Annotated in this window: 14 protein-coding genes; 4 read left to right on the top strand and 10 right to left on the bottom strand. The window is 70.1% G+C overall.

Features of this window, described 5'->3' with window-relative positions; genetic code table 11:
- Positions 1-116: 116 nt before the first annotated feature.
- The 8 genes from AAC944_RS34465 to gcl all read right to left on the bottom strand — a co-directional run bounded on the left by AAC944_RS34465 (position 117) and on the right by gcl (position 8,523).
- Positions 117-1,289, bottom strand: coding sequence for a thiolase family protein (locus tag AAC944_RS34465; protein ID WP_030613434.1), 1,173 nt, complete (start codon positions 1,287-1,289; stop codon positions 117-119).
- 48 nt (positions 1,290-1,337) lie between these two features.
- A complete protein-coding gene (locus AAC944_RS34460; RefSeq protein WP_078888509.1) occupies positions 1,338-1,787 on the bottom strand; it encodes an SDR family NAD(P)-dependent oxidoreductase in 450 nt (149 codons plus the stop codon).
- A gap of 45 nt (positions 1,788-1,832) precedes the next feature.
- Positions 1,833-2,990 (bottom strand): acyl-CoA dehydrogenase family protein, encoded by a 1,158-nt coding sequence (locus AAC944_RS34455; RefSeq protein WP_030613428.1) that lies wholly within the window; start codon positions 2,988-2,990, stop codon positions 1,833-1,835.
- Positions 2,991-3,415: 425 nt separating this feature from the next.
- Positions 3,416-3,958, bottom strand: coding sequence for an SUKH-4 family immunity protein (locus AAC944_RS34450; protein ID WP_030613425.1), 543 nt, complete (start codon positions 3,956-3,958; stop codon positions 3,416-3,418).
- A gap of 157 nt (positions 3,959-4,115) precedes the next feature.
- Positions 4,116-4,727: a TetR/AcrR family transcriptional regulator gene (locus tag AAC944_RS34445; RefSeq protein ID WP_037772024.1), complete on the bottom strand. Its 612-nt coding sequence runs from the start codon at positions 4,725-4,727 to the stop codon at positions 4,116-4,118.
- A gap of 125 nt (positions 4,728-4,852) precedes the next feature.
- Positions 4,853-5,749: a 2-hydroxy-3-oxopropionate reductase gene (locus AAC944_RS34440; RefSeq protein WP_368396654.1), complete on the bottom strand. Its 897-nt coding sequence runs from the start codon at positions 5,747-5,749 to the stop codon at positions 4,853-4,855.
- Positions 5,750-5,822: 73 nt separating this feature from the next.
- Complete coding sequence (locus AAC944_RS34435) at positions 5,823-6,647, bottom strand: TIM barrel protein (protein WP_368396653.1); 825 nt, start codon at positions 6,645-6,647, stop codon at positions 5,823-5,825.
- 88 nt (positions 6,648-6,735) lie between these two features.
- Positions 6,736-8,523: a glyoxylate carboligase gene (gene gcl / locus AAC944_RS34430; RefSeq protein WP_030608233.1), complete on the bottom strand. Its 1,788-nt coding sequence runs from the start codon at positions 8,521-8,523 to the stop codon at positions 6,736-6,738.
- A 244-nt stretch (positions 8,524-8,767) separates the two neighbouring features.
- Here gcl and AAC944_RS34425 point away from each other — a divergent pair, with 244 nt between their 5' ends.
- From AAC944_RS34425 to AAC944_RS34415, 3 genes are all read left to right on the top strand, one after another.
- A complete protein-coding gene (locus tag AAC944_RS34425; protein ID WP_030608236.1) occupies positions 8,768-9,526 on the top strand; it encodes a hypothetical protein in 759 nt (252 codons plus the stop codon).
- A gap of 349 nt (positions 9,527-9,875) precedes the next feature.
- Complete coding sequence (locus tag AAC944_RS34420) at positions 9,876-10,304, top strand: hypothetical protein (RefSeq protein ID WP_030608239.1); 429 nt, start codon at positions 9,876-9,878, stop codon at positions 10,302-10,304.
- 176 nt (positions 10,305-10,480) lie between these two features.
- The gene (locus AAC944_RS34415) at positions 10,481-12,667 is read left to right on the top strand and encodes an ATP-binding protein (protein ID WP_196942766.1); all 2,187 of its coding nucleotides are present in this window, start codon (positions 10,481-10,483) and stop codon (positions 12,665-12,667) included.
- Between the two features lie 79 nt (positions 12,668-12,746).
- On the opposite strand, the gene AAC944_RS34410 is transcribed toward AAC944_RS34415, so the two are convergent.
- Positions 12,747-13,973, bottom strand: coding sequence for an acyl-CoA dehydrogenase family protein (locus AAC944_RS34410; protein WP_030608244.1), 1,227 nt, complete (start codon positions 13,971-13,973; stop codon positions 12,747-12,749).
- 149 nt (positions 13,974-14,122) lie between these two features.
- Between AAC944_RS34410 and AAC944_RS34405 the strand changes: the two genes are divergently transcribed.
- Complete coding sequence (locus AAC944_RS34405) at positions 14,123-14,764, top strand: TetR/AcrR family transcriptional regulator (RefSeq protein ID WP_030608246.1); 642 nt, start codon at positions 14,123-14,125, stop codon at positions 14,762-14,764.
- A 266-nt stretch (positions 14,765-15,030) separates the two neighbouring features.
- Here AAC944_RS34405 and def read toward each other — a convergent pair whose 3' ends face one another.
- Positions 15,031-15,579, bottom strand: coding sequence for a peptide deformylase (gene def / locus AAC944_RS34400; RefSeq protein ID WP_030608248.1), 549 nt, complete (start codon positions 15,577-15,579; stop codon positions 15,031-15,033).
- Positions 15,580-15,583 lie beyond the last annotated feature (4 nt).

Below are 15,583 nucleotides of genomic sequence, written 5' to 3'. Positions count from 1 at the left end.
CGGTCTCCGCCAGGTGCGATGGCGGGGCCTGACATCGCTCGACAGGGCCGCTGATCGAGGTGTTCCGTCGTGCGCCCCGGGCTCAGAAACCGGCTCTCACCGGCCCTCACCGGCCCTCAGAGGAGCTCCAGCACCGTCGCGTTGGCCATGCCGCCGCCCTCGCACATGGCCTGGAGGCCGTAGCGGATGCCGTGGTCACGCATGTGGTGGACGAGGGTGGTCATCAGGCGGGCGCCGGAGCCGCCGAGCGGGTGGCCGAGGGCGATGGCGCCGCCGTTGGGGTTGAGCCGGTCGTGGTCGGCGCCGATGGTGCGCTGCCAGCCCAGCGACACCGACGCGAACGCCTCGTTGATCTCGAAGGCACCGATGTCGCCGATCGACAGGCCGGAACGCTTCAGCGCCTTCTCCGTCGCCGGGATCGGGCCCTTGAGCATGGTGACCGGGTCGACGCCGGCCAGTACGGCCGTGTGGATCCGTGCCATCGGGGCCCAGCCGTGCTGCCGGGCGGTCTCGCCGGTGGTGATCAGCAGGGCGGCCGAGCCGTCGGATATCTGCGAGGCGTTCCCCGCGGAGATGACGCCGTCCTCCTTGAACGGGGTGCTGAGACCGGCCAGTTTCTCCAGGCTGCCGCCGCGGCGTACGCCCTCGTCGGTGTCGAAGACCCGCTCCCCACCGTTGCCGTCCGGGACGGTGACCGGAGCGATCTGTCCCGTGAAGCGGCCCTCGTCGATGGCGCGGGCTGCCTTCGCGTGCGAGTCGAGCGCGTGCTGGTCCAGCTCCGTACGGGACAGCCCGAACTCCTCGGCGATCATCTCGGCGCCGATGCCCTGGTGGAAGCGGACATGGCCGTAGCGCTCGGCGACCAGCGGCCCGTACGGCCTGCCGTACTCGTCCCCGGCCCGCGCGGCCCCCATCGGGACCCGCGACATCGCCTCGACACCGCCCGCCACCGCGATGTCGTACTGCCCCGCGATGACGCCCGCGGCGGCCTGGTGCACGGCCTGCTGCGAGGAGCCGCACTGCCGGTCGACGGTCAGGCCCGGCACCGACTCGGGCCAGCCGGCCGCGAGCACGGCGTACCGGCCGATGCAGCCCGCCTGCTCGCCGACCTGGGAGACACAGCCCCAGACCACGTCGTCGACCAGGGCCGGGTCCAGGCCGGTGCGCCGGGCCAGCGCGTTCAGGACGTGTGCGGACAGGTCGACGGGGTGGACGCCGGAGAGGGCACCGCCCGGCTTGCCCTTGCCGATAGGGGTACGTACGGCGTCGACGATGACGGCGTCGCGCATGGGAAAGCTCCGTCCTGACGAAGAGAGGGGAAGGGTCTGGTCGAGCGGCTACTCGGGGGACATACGGATCGCGCCGTCCAGCCGGATGACCTCGCCGTTCAGCATCGGGTTGGCGATGATCGCCTCGGCGAGCTGTGCGTACTCGTCCGCCGTGCCGAGCCGCTGCGGGTGCGGCACCTGCTTGCCCAGCGCCTCCCTGACGTGCTCCGGCGCGCGGCCGAGCAGCGGGGTGTCGAAGAGGCCGGGCGCGATGGTCATCACCCGGATCGCACGCGCCGCGAGGTCGCGGGCGAGCGGCAGCGTCATGCCGACGATGCCGCCCTTGGAGGCGGAGTACGCGTGCTGGCCGATCTGTCCTTCGTACGCGGCGACGGAGGCGGTGTTGATGATGACGCCGCGCTCGCCGTCGGCCGGCTCGGTCCGGGCCATCTCGGCGGCGGCCAGGCCCAGGCCCGAGGCGCCGCCGGTGACGACGGCGGAGATTCCGGTGGTCTGCATGGGGTGCCTTTCGCCAGGGGGACACGGGCCGGGTGCTGCGGCGGGTCAGAGACCCAGCGACTTGGCGATGATCGTCTTCATGACCTCGTTGGTGCCGCCGTAGATGCGCGAGACCCGGGTGTCGGCGTACAGCCGCGCGATCGGGTACTCGGTCATGTAGCCGTAACCGCCGTGCAGCTGGAGGCATTTGTCGATGACCCGGTCGGCGGCCTCGGTGCAGAACAGCTTGGCCTTGGCGGCGTCGGCGACGGTCAGCTCCCCCGCGTCGTTCAGCTCCAGCGCCCGGTCGGCGAAGGTCTGCGCGGCCTCGGTCTCGGCGGCGCACTCCGCGAGCACGAATTTGGTGTTCTGGAAGGAGGCGACGCTCTTCCCGAACACGGTGCGCTCCTTGACGTACTCGGTCGCGAAGCGCACGGCGGCAGCGGCCGCGGCGGTGCTGCCCAGCGCGATGGTCAGCCGCTCCTGCGGGAGGTTGTGGGTCAGGTAGGTGAAGCCCTGGCCCTCCTCGCCCAGCAGGTTCTCCGCCGGTACCCGCACGTCGGTGAAGGAGAGTTCGGCGGTGTCGGAGGACTTCAGGCCGATCTTGTCCAGCTTGCGGCCGACGGCGAAGCCCTCGCTCGCGGATTCCACGCACAGGATGGACAGGCCGGTCCTGCGGTTGTCCGCGTCGGGCGGTGCGGTGCGGCAGACCACGAGGACGAGGTCGGCGAGGGCGCCGCCGGTGATGAAGGTCTTGGCGCCGTTGAGGACGTAGTGGCTGCCGTCGGCGGAGAGCCGGGCGGTGGTCCGCATGCCGGCCAGGTCCGAGCCGGTACCGGGCTCGGTCATGGCGATGGCGGTCATCATGTCGCCGGAGGCGAAGCCGGGCAGCCAGCGGCGCTTCTGCTCCTCGGTGGCGTACGCGAGCAGGTACGGCAGGATGAGGTTGGCGTGCACGGAGTGGCCGCCGAAGGAGACCCCGGCGCGGGCGGTCTCCTCCATCACGACCGCGTTGAACTTGAAGCTCGCCGCGCCCCCGCCGCCGTACTCCTCGGGCACCTGGACGCCGAGCACCCCCAGCTCGCCGAGGCGGCGGTAGAAGTTCCGGTCGGGGTGGCCCTGTTGCTCCCAGGCAGGGAAGACGGGCACGACTTCCTTGGTGATGAAGCTCCGCAGGGTCTCCCGGAACGCCTCGTGGTCCTCGTCGAACACCGTCCGCTGCACCGCACGGTCCCTTTCGTCGCACTCTGCAGCGTGCCCGCACTCCGAGCGCGCTCCCCACTGACGAACGATCGTTAAGTTACGGCTGCACGGAAATCCTGTCCAGGGAGCGGAAGGAGCTCGCGGTATCACGTCACCCCGGACCGCGGCGGCAGCTGCCCACCCGGCACACCAGTTGTACGGTCGTCACCGGTCTCACACGCGTGCACACGAGGCTCCGCAGCCCCGGATGACGCCCGCGCCGGCGTGCCGCACTCCGCAGAGAACGCCGCTGGTCGGCATGGGTGGGGCGGCGCCTGACAGCCGCGCGCCGGCCGGCGGCCCGGGAGCCGCCGACTGCGCCGAGGCCGACCGATCCGCCGGGAAGTCGACGCAAAGAGACCGCTAAAGGTCCGAGACCGATCGCCCGGTCCGCGCCCGCCCGGGGCTCACCAGAGCCATCTCTCCAGGAACTCGACCCAGATGTAGCCGACGACGCCGTCGAAGGCCGGCGGGTCGATGGCCTTCAGCTGGACGGCCAGCCGGCCCAGCTCGGCCACGGCGGCGCTCTCGTCGCCGTGCGGATCGTTGAGCACCGCCGAGCGGCTGACGTGCAGGCCGTAGTGGTGCAGCGTACGCAGCCACAGCTCTATCGAGGAGTTGGCGAACCACGCCTCGCCGTCCGGCAGGACGTAGTACACCGCTCCGGAGTCGGGATCGACACCGAATGCCCAGGTCAGCGCGGGTGAACGGCTGCCGTGTGCATTCTGCGTCAGCCGGTACAGCAGCCGGCCGTCACGGGTGCGCAGCTGCGGTTCGGGCTCCTCCTGGAAACACGCCGTACCGATGAGGCTGTCCACCACCGGTATCCCGGTGGTCACCAGTAACGCCTTCTGCCGCTCCGGTATCCGCCACCCCGCCACGGCGTCCGGATCGGCCCGGACGACGTGCCCGGCACCGGCCCACGCCACCAGCTCTTCATATTTAGGCACAGGAGCCCCTCCCCCCACGGCTGACCGCACGCGGCGGGACTCTACCGGGAACAACCGTCCGGCGAGTCGGACATCTGACCACTGGGCACGGCGCGAAGGAGCAGATTGGGGCGGGAAAGAGAGTTGAACGGTCGTTAAGCAGGGTCGCCGTGACGGGTCAGCGAGGCCGGCGCAGCAGGCCGCCCGCCGGCCGGTACTCGACCAGGACGAGCGCCAACTCGACGTACCTGTCGGCGAGTTCGTCCACGCCGACATCACCGCCCGCGTGGTACCACTGAGCCACCGCGTTGCACATGGCGATCACTCCGCGCCGGGCGTCCTCCGGGTGCGGCGTACGGAAAACCCCCTGCGACACGCCCGCGTCGACCACTTCGCGGAACAGCCGCGAGCCGTCGTACTGCCGCTGCCGCGCCTCTTTCAGCCGGTCCTCGGACAGGTGACGCCACTCGGTGAGCAGCAGACTGCTCTCCAGCCGGCGTTCGGCGCGGTAGCGCACGGTGGCCCGGACCAGCGCCGCCAGCCGCTCCCCCGCGTCCTCGCCCGCCCGCGCCAGCTCCTCGTCGCAGGTGGCGAAGTACTGTCTGCTGCTCTCGTGCAGCAGCGCGTGCAGCAGCTCCTGCTTGCCGGAGTAGTAGTGGTACATCGCGGAGAGGCTGACACCGGCCCGCCGGGCGATGGCGCGGATGGACGCGGCGCCGTACCCGCGTCCGGCGAACTCGTGCCGGGCCGCGTCGAGAATGGCCCGCTGGCCGGCAGGCTGTACCGTCACCGTCGCCCCCTCCTGACGATACTTAACGAACGTTGCCTCAGTGTACGGGCGGCGAGGGGCTCGCCGAACGCGGCGGAGCGCCGCCCGGTCGCTGCCGGGCGGCGCTCCGTCGGTCTTCCCCCGTGTCAGTCCTTGACGGGCTGTCCGGAGAGGCGTTCGACGCCGCGGAGGAGGGCTGAGTGGTCCAGGCCGCCGTCGCCCTGGGCGCGCAGCGAGGCCACCAGGTTGGCGACGACCGCGCCGACGGGCAGGGCCGCGCCGACGTTGCGGGCGGCGTCGGTGACGATGCCCATGTCCTTGTGGTGCAGGTCGATGCGGAAGCCGGGCTGGAAGTCGCGGTTCTTGAAGTTGTCCTTCTTGCGGGTCAGGACGGTGGAGCCGGCCAGTCCCCCGTTGAGGACGTCCAGCGCGGCACCGAGGTCCACGCCGGACTTCTCCAGGAAGACCACGGCTTCGGCGCAGGCCTGGATGTTGACGGCGACGATGAGCTGGTTGGCGGCCTTGACGGTCTGGCCGGCGCCGTGCGGGCCGCACAGCACGATGGTCTTGCCCAGGGCCTCCAGCAGCGGCTTGGCGGCGTCGAAGTCGGCCTGCTCGCCGCCGACCATGATGGAGAGGACGGCCTCGATGGCGCCGGCCTCGCCGCCGGAGACGGGGGCGTCCAGGACGCGGAGGTTCTTCTCGGCGGCGGCGCGGGCGAGGTCGATGGAGGTCTGCGGGGTGATCGAGGACATGTCGATCAGCAGCGCGCCGGCCTTGGCGTTTTCCAGGATGCCGTCGGGGCCGTAGGCGACGGCCTCGACCTGCGGGGAGGCGGGGACCATGGTGACGACGACGTCGGCGTCCCTGACGGCCTCGGCGATGGAGGCGGCCGCGGTGCCGCCGGCCTTGGCGAGCCGGTCGAGCTTGTCCTGCTCCAGGGTGTAGCCGGTGACGGAGTAGCCGGCCTTGATCAGGTTCTCCGCCATCGGGGAGCCCATGATGCCCAGACCGATCCACGCGACCTTGGGGAGAGCGCTCATTGGAGTAGGAGGTCCTTTCGCGATACGAGGTGTTGAGGTGGTGAAGTGGTGACGGTGCGGGAGGTGGCGGGGCTCAGGCGCCGCGCAGCCAGCCGAAGGACTCGTGGCTCGGGCGGTCGCCGGGCTTGTACTCCAGCCCGACCCAGCCGTCGTAACCGGCCTTCTTCAGGCGGCCGAGCAGGTCGGTGAAGTCCAGCTCGCCGGTGCCGGGCGCGCCGCGGCCGGGGTTGTCGGCGATCTGCACGTGCCCGGTCTTGTCCGTGTACGTGTCGATGACCTCGTTGAGGTCCTCGCCGTTCATGGCCAGGTGGTACAGGTCCATCAGGAACTTGGCGTTGCCCAGCCCGGTGGCCGCGTTGACCTTGTCGACGACCTCGATGGCCTTGGGCGCCGAGACGATCGGGCAGCGCGGCGACTCGGGCTGGTTCAGCGCCTCGATGAGGATCGTCGCCCCGATGCGGTCAGCGGCGCGGGCGGCGAGCACGAGGTTCTCCAGCGCGAGGGTGTCCTGGACCTGTGGGTCCACGCCCTCGACGCGGTTGCCGTAGAGCGCGTTGAGCGACTTGCAGCCCATCGTGCGGGCGAACTCGACGGCGACGTCGATGTTCGCGCGGAACTTGTCCGACTCCTCGCCGGGGACCGACAGCGCGCCGCGGTCCGGGCCGGGCAGCTGCCCGGCGTAGAAGTTGAGGCCGGTCAGCCGGGTGCCGGCGTCGTTGAGCGCGTCCCGCAGCGCGTCCAGCTCGGACTGCTCGGGTACGGGAGCGTCGACCCACGGCCACCACAGCTCGACCGCGGAGAACCCGGCGGCGGCCGCCGCGGCGGGCCGCTCCAGCAGCGGCAGCTCGGTGAAGAGGATCGAGATGTTGACGGTGAAACGGGTGTCGGTGAAGCCCATGAGGGGTGGGTTCCTTCCGGTCTGAACGGTACGGAGGCGTACGGGCGCGGGCCTCCCGCCCACGGGTGCGGCGGGAGGCCCGCTGCCGTCAGCTCTTGAGCGGCGCGATCGCGCTCGGCGCGTGCCACGGCTCGGTGGCCAGCTCCTCGAACTCCTTGACGTCGCTGATGTCGGCCGTCGTGCTCATCGAGATGTTGGTGATCCGCTCCAGGATCGCCTCGACGACGACCGGCACGCGGTGCTCGGCGGCGAGCTTCTTGGCCTGCTCGAAGGCGGCGCCCAGCTCGTTCGGGTCGGTGACCCGGATCGCCTTGCAGCCCAGGCCCTCGGCGACCTTGACGTGGTCCACGCCGTAGATGCCCAGCTCCGGCGAGTTGATGTTCTCGAACTCCAGGTTGACCTGGAAGTTGATGTCCAGGCCGAGCTGCGCCTGACGGATCAGGCCCAGGTAGGAGTTGTTGACGAGGACGTGGACGTACGGGATGCGGTGCTGGGCGCCGACCGCCAGCTCCTCGATCATGAACTGGAAGTCGTAGTCGCCGGAGAGCGCGACGACCTGCGCGTCCGGGTCGGCGGTGGCGACACCGAGCGCGGCGGGGACGGTCCAGCCCAGCGGGCCCGCCTGGCCGCAGTTGATCCAGTGGCGCGGCTTGTAGACGTGCAGCATCTGCGCGCCGGCGATCTGGGAGAGGCCGATGGTGGTGACGTACCGGGTCTCGGGCCCGAACGCCTTGTTCATCTCCTCGTAGACCCGCTGCGGCTTCATCGGGATGTCGTCGAAGTGGGTACGGCGCTGCAGCGTGGCCTTGCGCTCCTGGGTGGAGGCGGCCCACTCGCCGCGGTCCGGCAGCTTGCCCGCGGCCTTCATCTCCTTCGCCACCTCGACGAAGAGCTCCAGCGCCGCCTTGGCGTCGGAGGCGATGCCGTAGTCGGGGGCGAAGATCTTGCCGATCTGGGTGGGCTCGACGTCGACGTGGATGAACTTCCGGCCCTTGCGGTACACGTCCATCTTGTAACCGGTGTGGCGGTTGGCCCAGCGGTTGCCGATGCCGAGGACGAAGTCGGACGCGAGGAAGTTCTCGTTGCCGTAGCGGTGCGAGGTCTGCAGACCCACCATGCCGGCGTTGAGCTCGTGGTCGTCGGGGAGGACACCCCAGCCCATCAGCGTCGGGATGACCGGGATGCCGGTCAGCTCGGCGAACTCGACGAACAGGTCGGAGGCGTCGGCGTTGATGACGCCGCCGCCCGCGATCAGCACGGGGCGCTCGGCCTCGTTCAGCATCGAGAGGGCCTTCTCGATCTGGGCGCGGGTCGCGGCGGGCTTGTAGACGGGCAGCGGCTCGTACGTCTCGGGGTCGAACTCGATCTCCGTCTGCTGGACGTCGATCGGCAGGTCGATCAGGACCGGGCCGGGCCGCCCGGAGCGCATCAGGTGGAAGGCCTGCTGGAAGACGCCGGGGACCTGGGCGGCCTCCAGGACCGTGGTCGCGGCCTTGGTGACCGGCTTGGCGATCGAGGCGATGTCGACGGCCTGGAAGTCCTCCTTGTGGATCACATGGGTCGGCGCCTGGCCGGTGATGCACAGGATCGGGATCGAGTCACCGATCGCGGAGTAGAGGCCGGTGATCATGTCGGTACCGGCAGGCCCTGACGTACCGATGCAGACACCGATGTTGCCGGGGTTCGTACGGGTGTACCCCTCGGCCATGTGGGACGCGCCCTCGACGTGGCGGGCGAGCGTGTGCTGGATGCCGCCGCCGGCCTTCATGGCCGCGTAGAAGGGGTTGATCGCCGCACCCGGCACGCCGAAGGCGTTCGTCACGCCCTCGCGCTTGAGGATCTCCACTGCCGCACGCGCGGCGGTCATACGAGGCATCGAGTACTCCTGCGTCGTCATCGGCCTGTCGGGACGCGGACACGCTCCGGCCCAAGGCCCGGAACTCGCTGTTTCCGCATCACGGAAATATTGTTTTGCTTTATGGAAGACGAAAGTAGAGCGCGTCGCGGCAGGCGTCAAGAGCGGTCTCAGGACGAGGACCGCAGGGCAGTCACGGTGATCACCGCGCCGCACTCCGTGTACGTCCCCGTACCGGACCCGCCGTGCCCGAAAGACGTGAGCGATGCCAACAATCCCTGACACACCAGACTTTGCCGACGAGGAGTTCGACGCGGTCCCGGTTTTCGGCGGGGCCGCCGGTTTCCAGGAGGAGGCCGGTTTCCAGGAAGCCCCGGACTTCGGCGCCGTCGCCCGGGACCGCGCGCAGCAGCACGAGGTGATCCAGGAAGCGGTACGGCGGGGAAAGGTGGCACCCGACATCGCCGGGGCTCTCACCGACCCGCAGACCGGCGACTGGCTGCTGTTCCACGGCTTCGAGGTCGTGCCCGACCTTGCGGCACTGCGCGGCCCCGACGCCGGCCCGGTAGACGTCCCCGCCCACCTCACCGACCGGAAACTGCCGGCGCGTATCAACGTCTCCGAGCCCTGGTACTGCACGCTGCTGTACCGCAAACTCCTGCTGAAGGCTCGGCCGCCGACCAGGCACGGCTGTTCAGCCGGCACCGGCTGCGGCAGCTGTGGCCGAGCGGCTGGGCCCGGCCTAGATCCTGCACGTATGGGAGACCTGTTTCCCCGAACTTCGCAGCGCCGTCCAGGCCCGGGCCCGGCTTTGCAGAAGAAACCCAAGATTGCCGTCGCGCGGGCGGTCCTGTCGGCGTGCGGGGACGAGGGGTACGGCGTCGCGGGCGAACAAATCGACGCGGCACCCCCCGATCGGACAGCAACATCTGCGTGGCCCACGGGTCTGCCCGGTCCCTGCTGCGGCTGCAGGCAGCCGACCCGGCGCCGCCCCCTGAGCAACGGTCGGCGGAGCACTCCGTGAGGCACGACCTCGGGGGCAACCGCGTCTGAAGCACTCGAGAACTCGGCCCCTCCGCAGCGAGGAAGGGCGATGACGAGCCCGGGAGACACCGCCCCATCTCCTGCAGGACAGCAGTCCGATCACGGCTCGCCTGAGTGATGGCGACCTGCTTCGCCTCATCCCGCATAGCCGGAGCACGGTCGGATCGTGCCTCGGCAACACCAAGGGAACCCAGGCAGTGAGTCAGCCCGATCAGCGGGAGAGGCCGGGCCGTTCGATCACTGTTCGATGCCATGCGGCTGATGGCCCGTCTAAGTGGGCGGGCATAAAATTTGCCGTGGAATTCCCCGGAAATGCCGTGAGGGTAGGGATGGATCCTCTGACGATGGCCGCGGGGTCGGCGCTGGTGGGAGCGATGGCGACCGATGCGTGGAAGCAGGTCCGGGACGGTGTGGTGGCCTTGTGGCGGCGGGTGCACCCGGAGCGGGCCGAGGAGATCGGCCGCGACTTGGAAGTGCTGCGTGGGCAGGTCCTCCAGGCTCGCGAGGCTGAGGATGCCGACACCGAACAGGCCCTGGAGGGAATGTGGCGGGTGCAGTTGCAGAAACTGCTGCAACAGGATCCGCACGCGGCCGATGAGGTGCGGCGGCTACTGGACGACCGGCTCACTCCCACCCTTGCTCCGTCGGAGCGCGATCGGGTCTACTCCGTCATCCAGCACCAGACCGTCCGGGGTGGCTCGGGCATCCAAGTCGGACGCGATTACCACCAGGGCAACGCCTCGCCCCCAAAAGCCTGACCACCCCAGGCGTGCTGCCCGCTGCGTACGTGAAGCAAGGCCTGTGGCAGTCCGGCGGAACATCACTGACAGCCGGGAGGGACATCAGTCAGAGCACCGTGGTGGAGGCACCGGCCCCTGATCGCCCGGTGGTCACGCACGGCCTGCCCCCCGATGTCGCAGGCTACACCGGCCGAGTGAGGGAACTGGAGTATCTGCTGGTCGCGGCGGCGCCGGGACGGGTGGTGAACATCCACACTGTGGACGGGATGCCGGGCATCGGCAAGACCGCCCTGGTCACTCACGCCGCACACCGGCTCGCCGACCGGTTCCCGGACGGGCAGTTCTTCCACGACCTGCACGCTCACACCCCTGGCCAGACCCCCGCCGAGCCCATCGACGTCCTGGCCATGCTGCTGACCGACCTGGGCATCGACCCCCGCAACCTTCCCGCGACCCTGGAGGGGCGCTCCGCTCTGTGGCGCGACCGCCTCACCGGCAAGAAGGTGCTGCTGGTCCTCGACGACGCCGCCGGGCATGCCCAGATCACCCCGCTTCTGCCCAGCAGCCCCGGCAGTCTGACGCTGGTCACCAGCCGCACCCGTCTGATCGCCCTGGACGGCGCCCACCCCCTGTCCCTGGACTCCCTCGAACCCGGCGACGCCGCAGCCCTGTTCACCCGCCTGGCCCACCGCGTCCCGACAGGCAGCGAGAGGGAAGCGGTGGACGAGACGGTGCGACTGTGCGGGTACCTGCCGCTGGCCATCGCCCTGCTCGCCGGACGCCTCCGCTCGAAACACAAGTGGTCCATTGCCGAGTTCGCCACCGAGTTCGCCGCCACCCGGGACCGCCTGGGCGAACTCGCCGGCGGTGACCGTGCGGTCTATACCGCCTTCACCCTCTCCTACCACGACCTCACCCCCGGCCAGCAGCGGCTCTTCCGCCGCATCGGCCTCCACCCCGGCCCCGACATCGATATCTACGCCGCAGCCGCTCTCGGCAACACGCCCCTCTCCGAGACCCGCCACCACCTGGAAGCCCTCTACACCCACCACCTCCTCGACGAGGCCGCTCCCGGCCGCTACCAGCCACACGACCTCCTGCGCGCCTACGCACGCGCCCTCAGCACCGACACCGACCCCGCCGACGACCGTGCCCGGTCCCTGAGCCAACTCCTGGACTACTACCAGCACACCGCCCAGGCCGCCGACCGTCACTTGAGCCGCACTACCCGTCATGCCCCACCCGCCACCCGCGCACCAGTGGCCATCCCGCCCCTTCCCGGACGAGCTAGCGCCCTGGAGTGGATGCGTACCGAACGCACCAATCTGCTCGCCTGCCTCGACACCCTGGCCCCCGATCAAGCCACACGCCGGATCCACCTGACCGCGGCCATGGCCTCCTTCCTCCGACACGAAGGCCCCTGGCCTCAGGCCGCCACCCTCCATCAGCACGCCGCCACCACCGCTCGCCACCACCGCGACCGACACAGCCTGGCCAACGCACTCCGTGATCTCGGCATCGTGCGGCGTCTGACCGACGACTACGAGAAGGCGGCCGACCTTCTGCGACAGGCCGGGGCTCTGTACCGGGACCTCGGTGACCGGCTCGGCCTGGCCGACACCCTCCGCGATCTCGGTACCGTGAGGCGATTGACCGGTGACTACGCGGCGGCGGCCGACCTTCTGCAACAGGCCCGGGGCCTGTACCAGGGCCAGGAGGGCCGGCTCGGCCTGGGCTACACCCTCCGCGATCTCGGCATCGTCCGTTACCTGACCGGCGACTACGCGGCAGCGGCCGACCTTCTGCAACAGGCCCGGAGTCTGTTCCAGGACCTCGGTGACCAGCTCGGCCTGGCCGACACCCTCAACGATCTCGGCATCGTGCGGTATCTGACCGACGACTACGGGGCGGCGGCCGATCTCCTGCAGCAGGCCCGGGGCCTGTACCAGGACCTCGGAAGCCGACTCGGCCTGGCCGACGCTCTTCGTGATCTCGGCGTCGTACGGTACCTGACCGGCGACTATGGTGCGGCGGCTGATCTTCTGCAGCAGGCCCGAGGGCTGTTTGAGGACCTCGGTGACCGGCTCGGCCTGGCCGAGGTGATGAACAGCCTGGGGACGTTCTCCGCTGTGTCCGGAGAGCCCCGAGCAGGGCGTATGCGACATCGACAGGCCTTGAGACTGGCCCGGGAGATACACAGTCCGCTGGAAGAAGCCCGAGCCTTGGAAGGGTCGGCCCGTTGCCTGGTCCACACCGGCGACCGCGCGGCAGCGATGGACGAGCTCCACCAGGCCATCGGTATCTACCGGCGCATCGGAGCAGCCGAAGCCGAGTCCGCCGCCGCATACCTGGCACTCCTGAAGGCGGAACACGCGGAGTAGGCCACGAAAGGGCCCAGACCTGTCAAGGCCGGGGCCCTTCTCGTTGTGTGCTCTACGCGTACTCTGCTGCAGCAGTCCGTTACCGGATCGGCATCCCCGCCAGCGTCCGTGCGATCACCAGTCGCTGGATCTCGCTCGTGCCCTCGAAGATCGTGTAGATCGCGGCGTCGCGGTGCATGCGCTCGACCGGGTACTCGCGGGTGAAGCCGTTGCCGCCGAGGATCTGGATGGCCTGGGCGGTGACCTTCTTGGCGGTCTCACTCGCGAAGAGCTTGGACTGGGAACCCTCGGCGGCGGTGAAGGGCTTGCCGTTCACCGCCATCCAGGAGGCGCGCCAGACCAGCAGCCGGGCCGCGTCGATCGACGTCCGCATGTCGGCGAGCTGGAAGGCGACGCCCTGGTTGTCGATGATCGGGCGGCCGAACTGCTCGCGGGTCTTCGCGTATTCGAGGGCCTCCTCGTACGCGGCGCGGGCGGTGCCGACGGCCATCGCGCCGACCGCCGGGCGGGAGGCCTCGAAGGTGGCCATCGCGGCGTTCTTCACGCGCTCGCCGCCGCTCTTCGCACGCTCCCGGGCGCGGGCCAGCCGCTCGTCCAGCTTGTCCTTGCCGCCGAGCAGGCAGCTGCCGGGGATGCGTACGTTGTCGAGCACGACCTCGGCGGTGTGCGAGGCGCGGATGCCGTGCTTCTGGAACTTCTGGCCCTGGGAGAGGCCCGGGGTGTCCGGCGGGATGATGAAGGAGGCGTGGCCCTTGGAGCCGAGCTCGGGGTCGACGACCGCGACGACGACGTGGACGTTGGCGATGCCGCCGTTGGTGGCCCAGGTCTTGGTGCCGTTGAGCACCCACTCGTCCTTGGCCTCGTCGTAGACGGCGCGGGTGCGCATCGAGGCGACGTCGGAGCCGGCGTCGGGCTCGGAGGAGCAGAAGGCGGCGACCTTCACGTCGTTGACGTCGCCGTACATCTGCGGGATCCAGGTGCCGATCTGCTCCTCGGTGCCGTTGGCGAGGACGCCGACGGCGGCCAGGCCGGTGCCGACGATCGACAGGGCGATGCCCGCGTCGCCCCAGAACAGCTCCTCCATGGCCATGGGAATGCCGAGGCCGGTGGGGTCGAAGTACTGCTGGGCGTAGAAGTCGAGGGAGTAGATTCCGATCTTGGCCGCTTCCTGGATGACGGGCCAGGGGGTCTCCTCGCGCTCGTCCCACTCGGCGGCTGCGGGGCGCATGACGTCCGCGGCGAACCCGTGGATCCAGTCCCGGACTTCCTTCTGCTCGTCGTTGAGCTCCATGGTGAACTCGGCCATGACCCCTCCAGCAGTGCGTTACTTGCGGTAACAGCAGTCTGTTACTCACGAGTAAGGGATGTCAACCTCAACGACCGATATCTCCCGTCCGATGGCAGGGTGTTACGTTGCGCGAACAGCACGAATTCACCAGGGCGGGGAGCCGGACGATGGAAATGACACAGGAGAGCCGCCGTACGGCCAGTGAGCGCCGACGACGCGAGCTGCTGGAGGCCGCGGACCGGGTGGTCCTCCGCGACGGCCCGGAGGCGTCGATGAACGCGATCGCGGCCGAGGCCGGGATCACCAAGCCGATCCTCTACCGGCACTTCGGCGACAAGGGCGGCCTCTACCGCGCACTCGCCGTACGCCACACCGACGCCCTCCTCGCCGGTCTGCGAGCCGCGCTGGACTCCCCCGTACCACGGAGGGACCGGGTCGAGGCCACGCTCGACACCTACCTCGCGGCGATCGAGGCCCGGCCGCAGGTCTACCGCTTCCTGATGCATCCGTCCGACGAGGGCCAGACCGCCGACCGCGGCTTCGACGTCGGCCGGCACTCCGCTCCCCTGCTGCGCCGCCTCGGCGAGGAGCTGGCGCAGGTCATCGCCGAGCGGGTGGACCTCGGCCCGGCCGGCGGCGAGCTGGCGCGGGTCTGGGGCCACGGCATCGTCGGGATGATGCACGCGGCCGGCGACTGGTGGCTACGGGAGCAGCCGTGTTCGCGAGCGCAATTGGTACAGCATCTCGCGGACCTCTTGTGGGGCCGGCTCGCGGCAGCGGGCGACCGGCCGGGCGGGCCCGGGTTCTAGAGCCCTTCTGGCGGCTCTTGAACCTATCCGATGGCTGTCATGGGTGTGGCCGGCTGGGTGGCAGGCGCCTCACAAGGCAATTCGCGTTGCGCGGATGATCTCCCCGACAGCCGATCAAGAGCCATCAGAAACGACCTAGGGCGGGGCCGGGCCGGCCCCGGAGGTGACGTTTCGGCTCTCGAGCCCCCCTCGTACCGGGAACGCTCCAGCAGCTGACGTGGTGCCCGACCCGCCCAGGAGGTTGCCCGACCCGCCCAAAATCCGTGCTACGCGCGCCCCGGAGCCCACGGCGCCTTGGCCGCCGCCCGCAGTGCGCGGCGGCGGCGCAGGCCGGTGAGGTGATCGACGTAGAGCCCGCCGTCCAGATGGTCGCACTCGTGCTGCAGGCAGCGGGCGAAGAAACCGGTACCGGCGATCCGGCAGGGCTCCCCGTCCAGCGTGACGCCCTCGACCACCGCCTCGTCGTGGCGCGGCGTACCCGCCTCGATGCCGGGCAGCGACAGGCACCCCTCGGGGCCGCGGACGAGCTCGCCGCCCACCGACACCAGCCGCGGATTGATGACGTGCCCCAGGTGACGGACGTCCTCGTCGTCCGGGCAGTCGTACACGAACACCCGCCGGTCCACGCCGATCTGATTCGCGGCGAGGCCGACCCCGCGGGCCGCGTACATCGTCGCGAACATGTCCTCCACCAGCCGCGCCAGCGCCGGCCCGAAGTCGGTGACCTCCTCGCACGGAGCGTGCAGGGTCGGATCGCCGAGCAGCCGCATGGGACGGACGCGGCCGGAACTGCCGGGGAGGGAGCGGTTTCGCATGACG

Source organism: Streptomyces sclerotialus, assembly GCF_040907265.1.
GTDB classification, from domain to species: Bacteria; Actinomycetota; Actinomycetes; order Streptomycetales; family Streptomycetaceae; genus Streptomyces; species Streptomyces sclerotialus.
The sequence above is the reverse complement of the archived record's forward strand: the minus strand, read 5'-3'. Positions and strand labels throughout refer to the sequence as shown.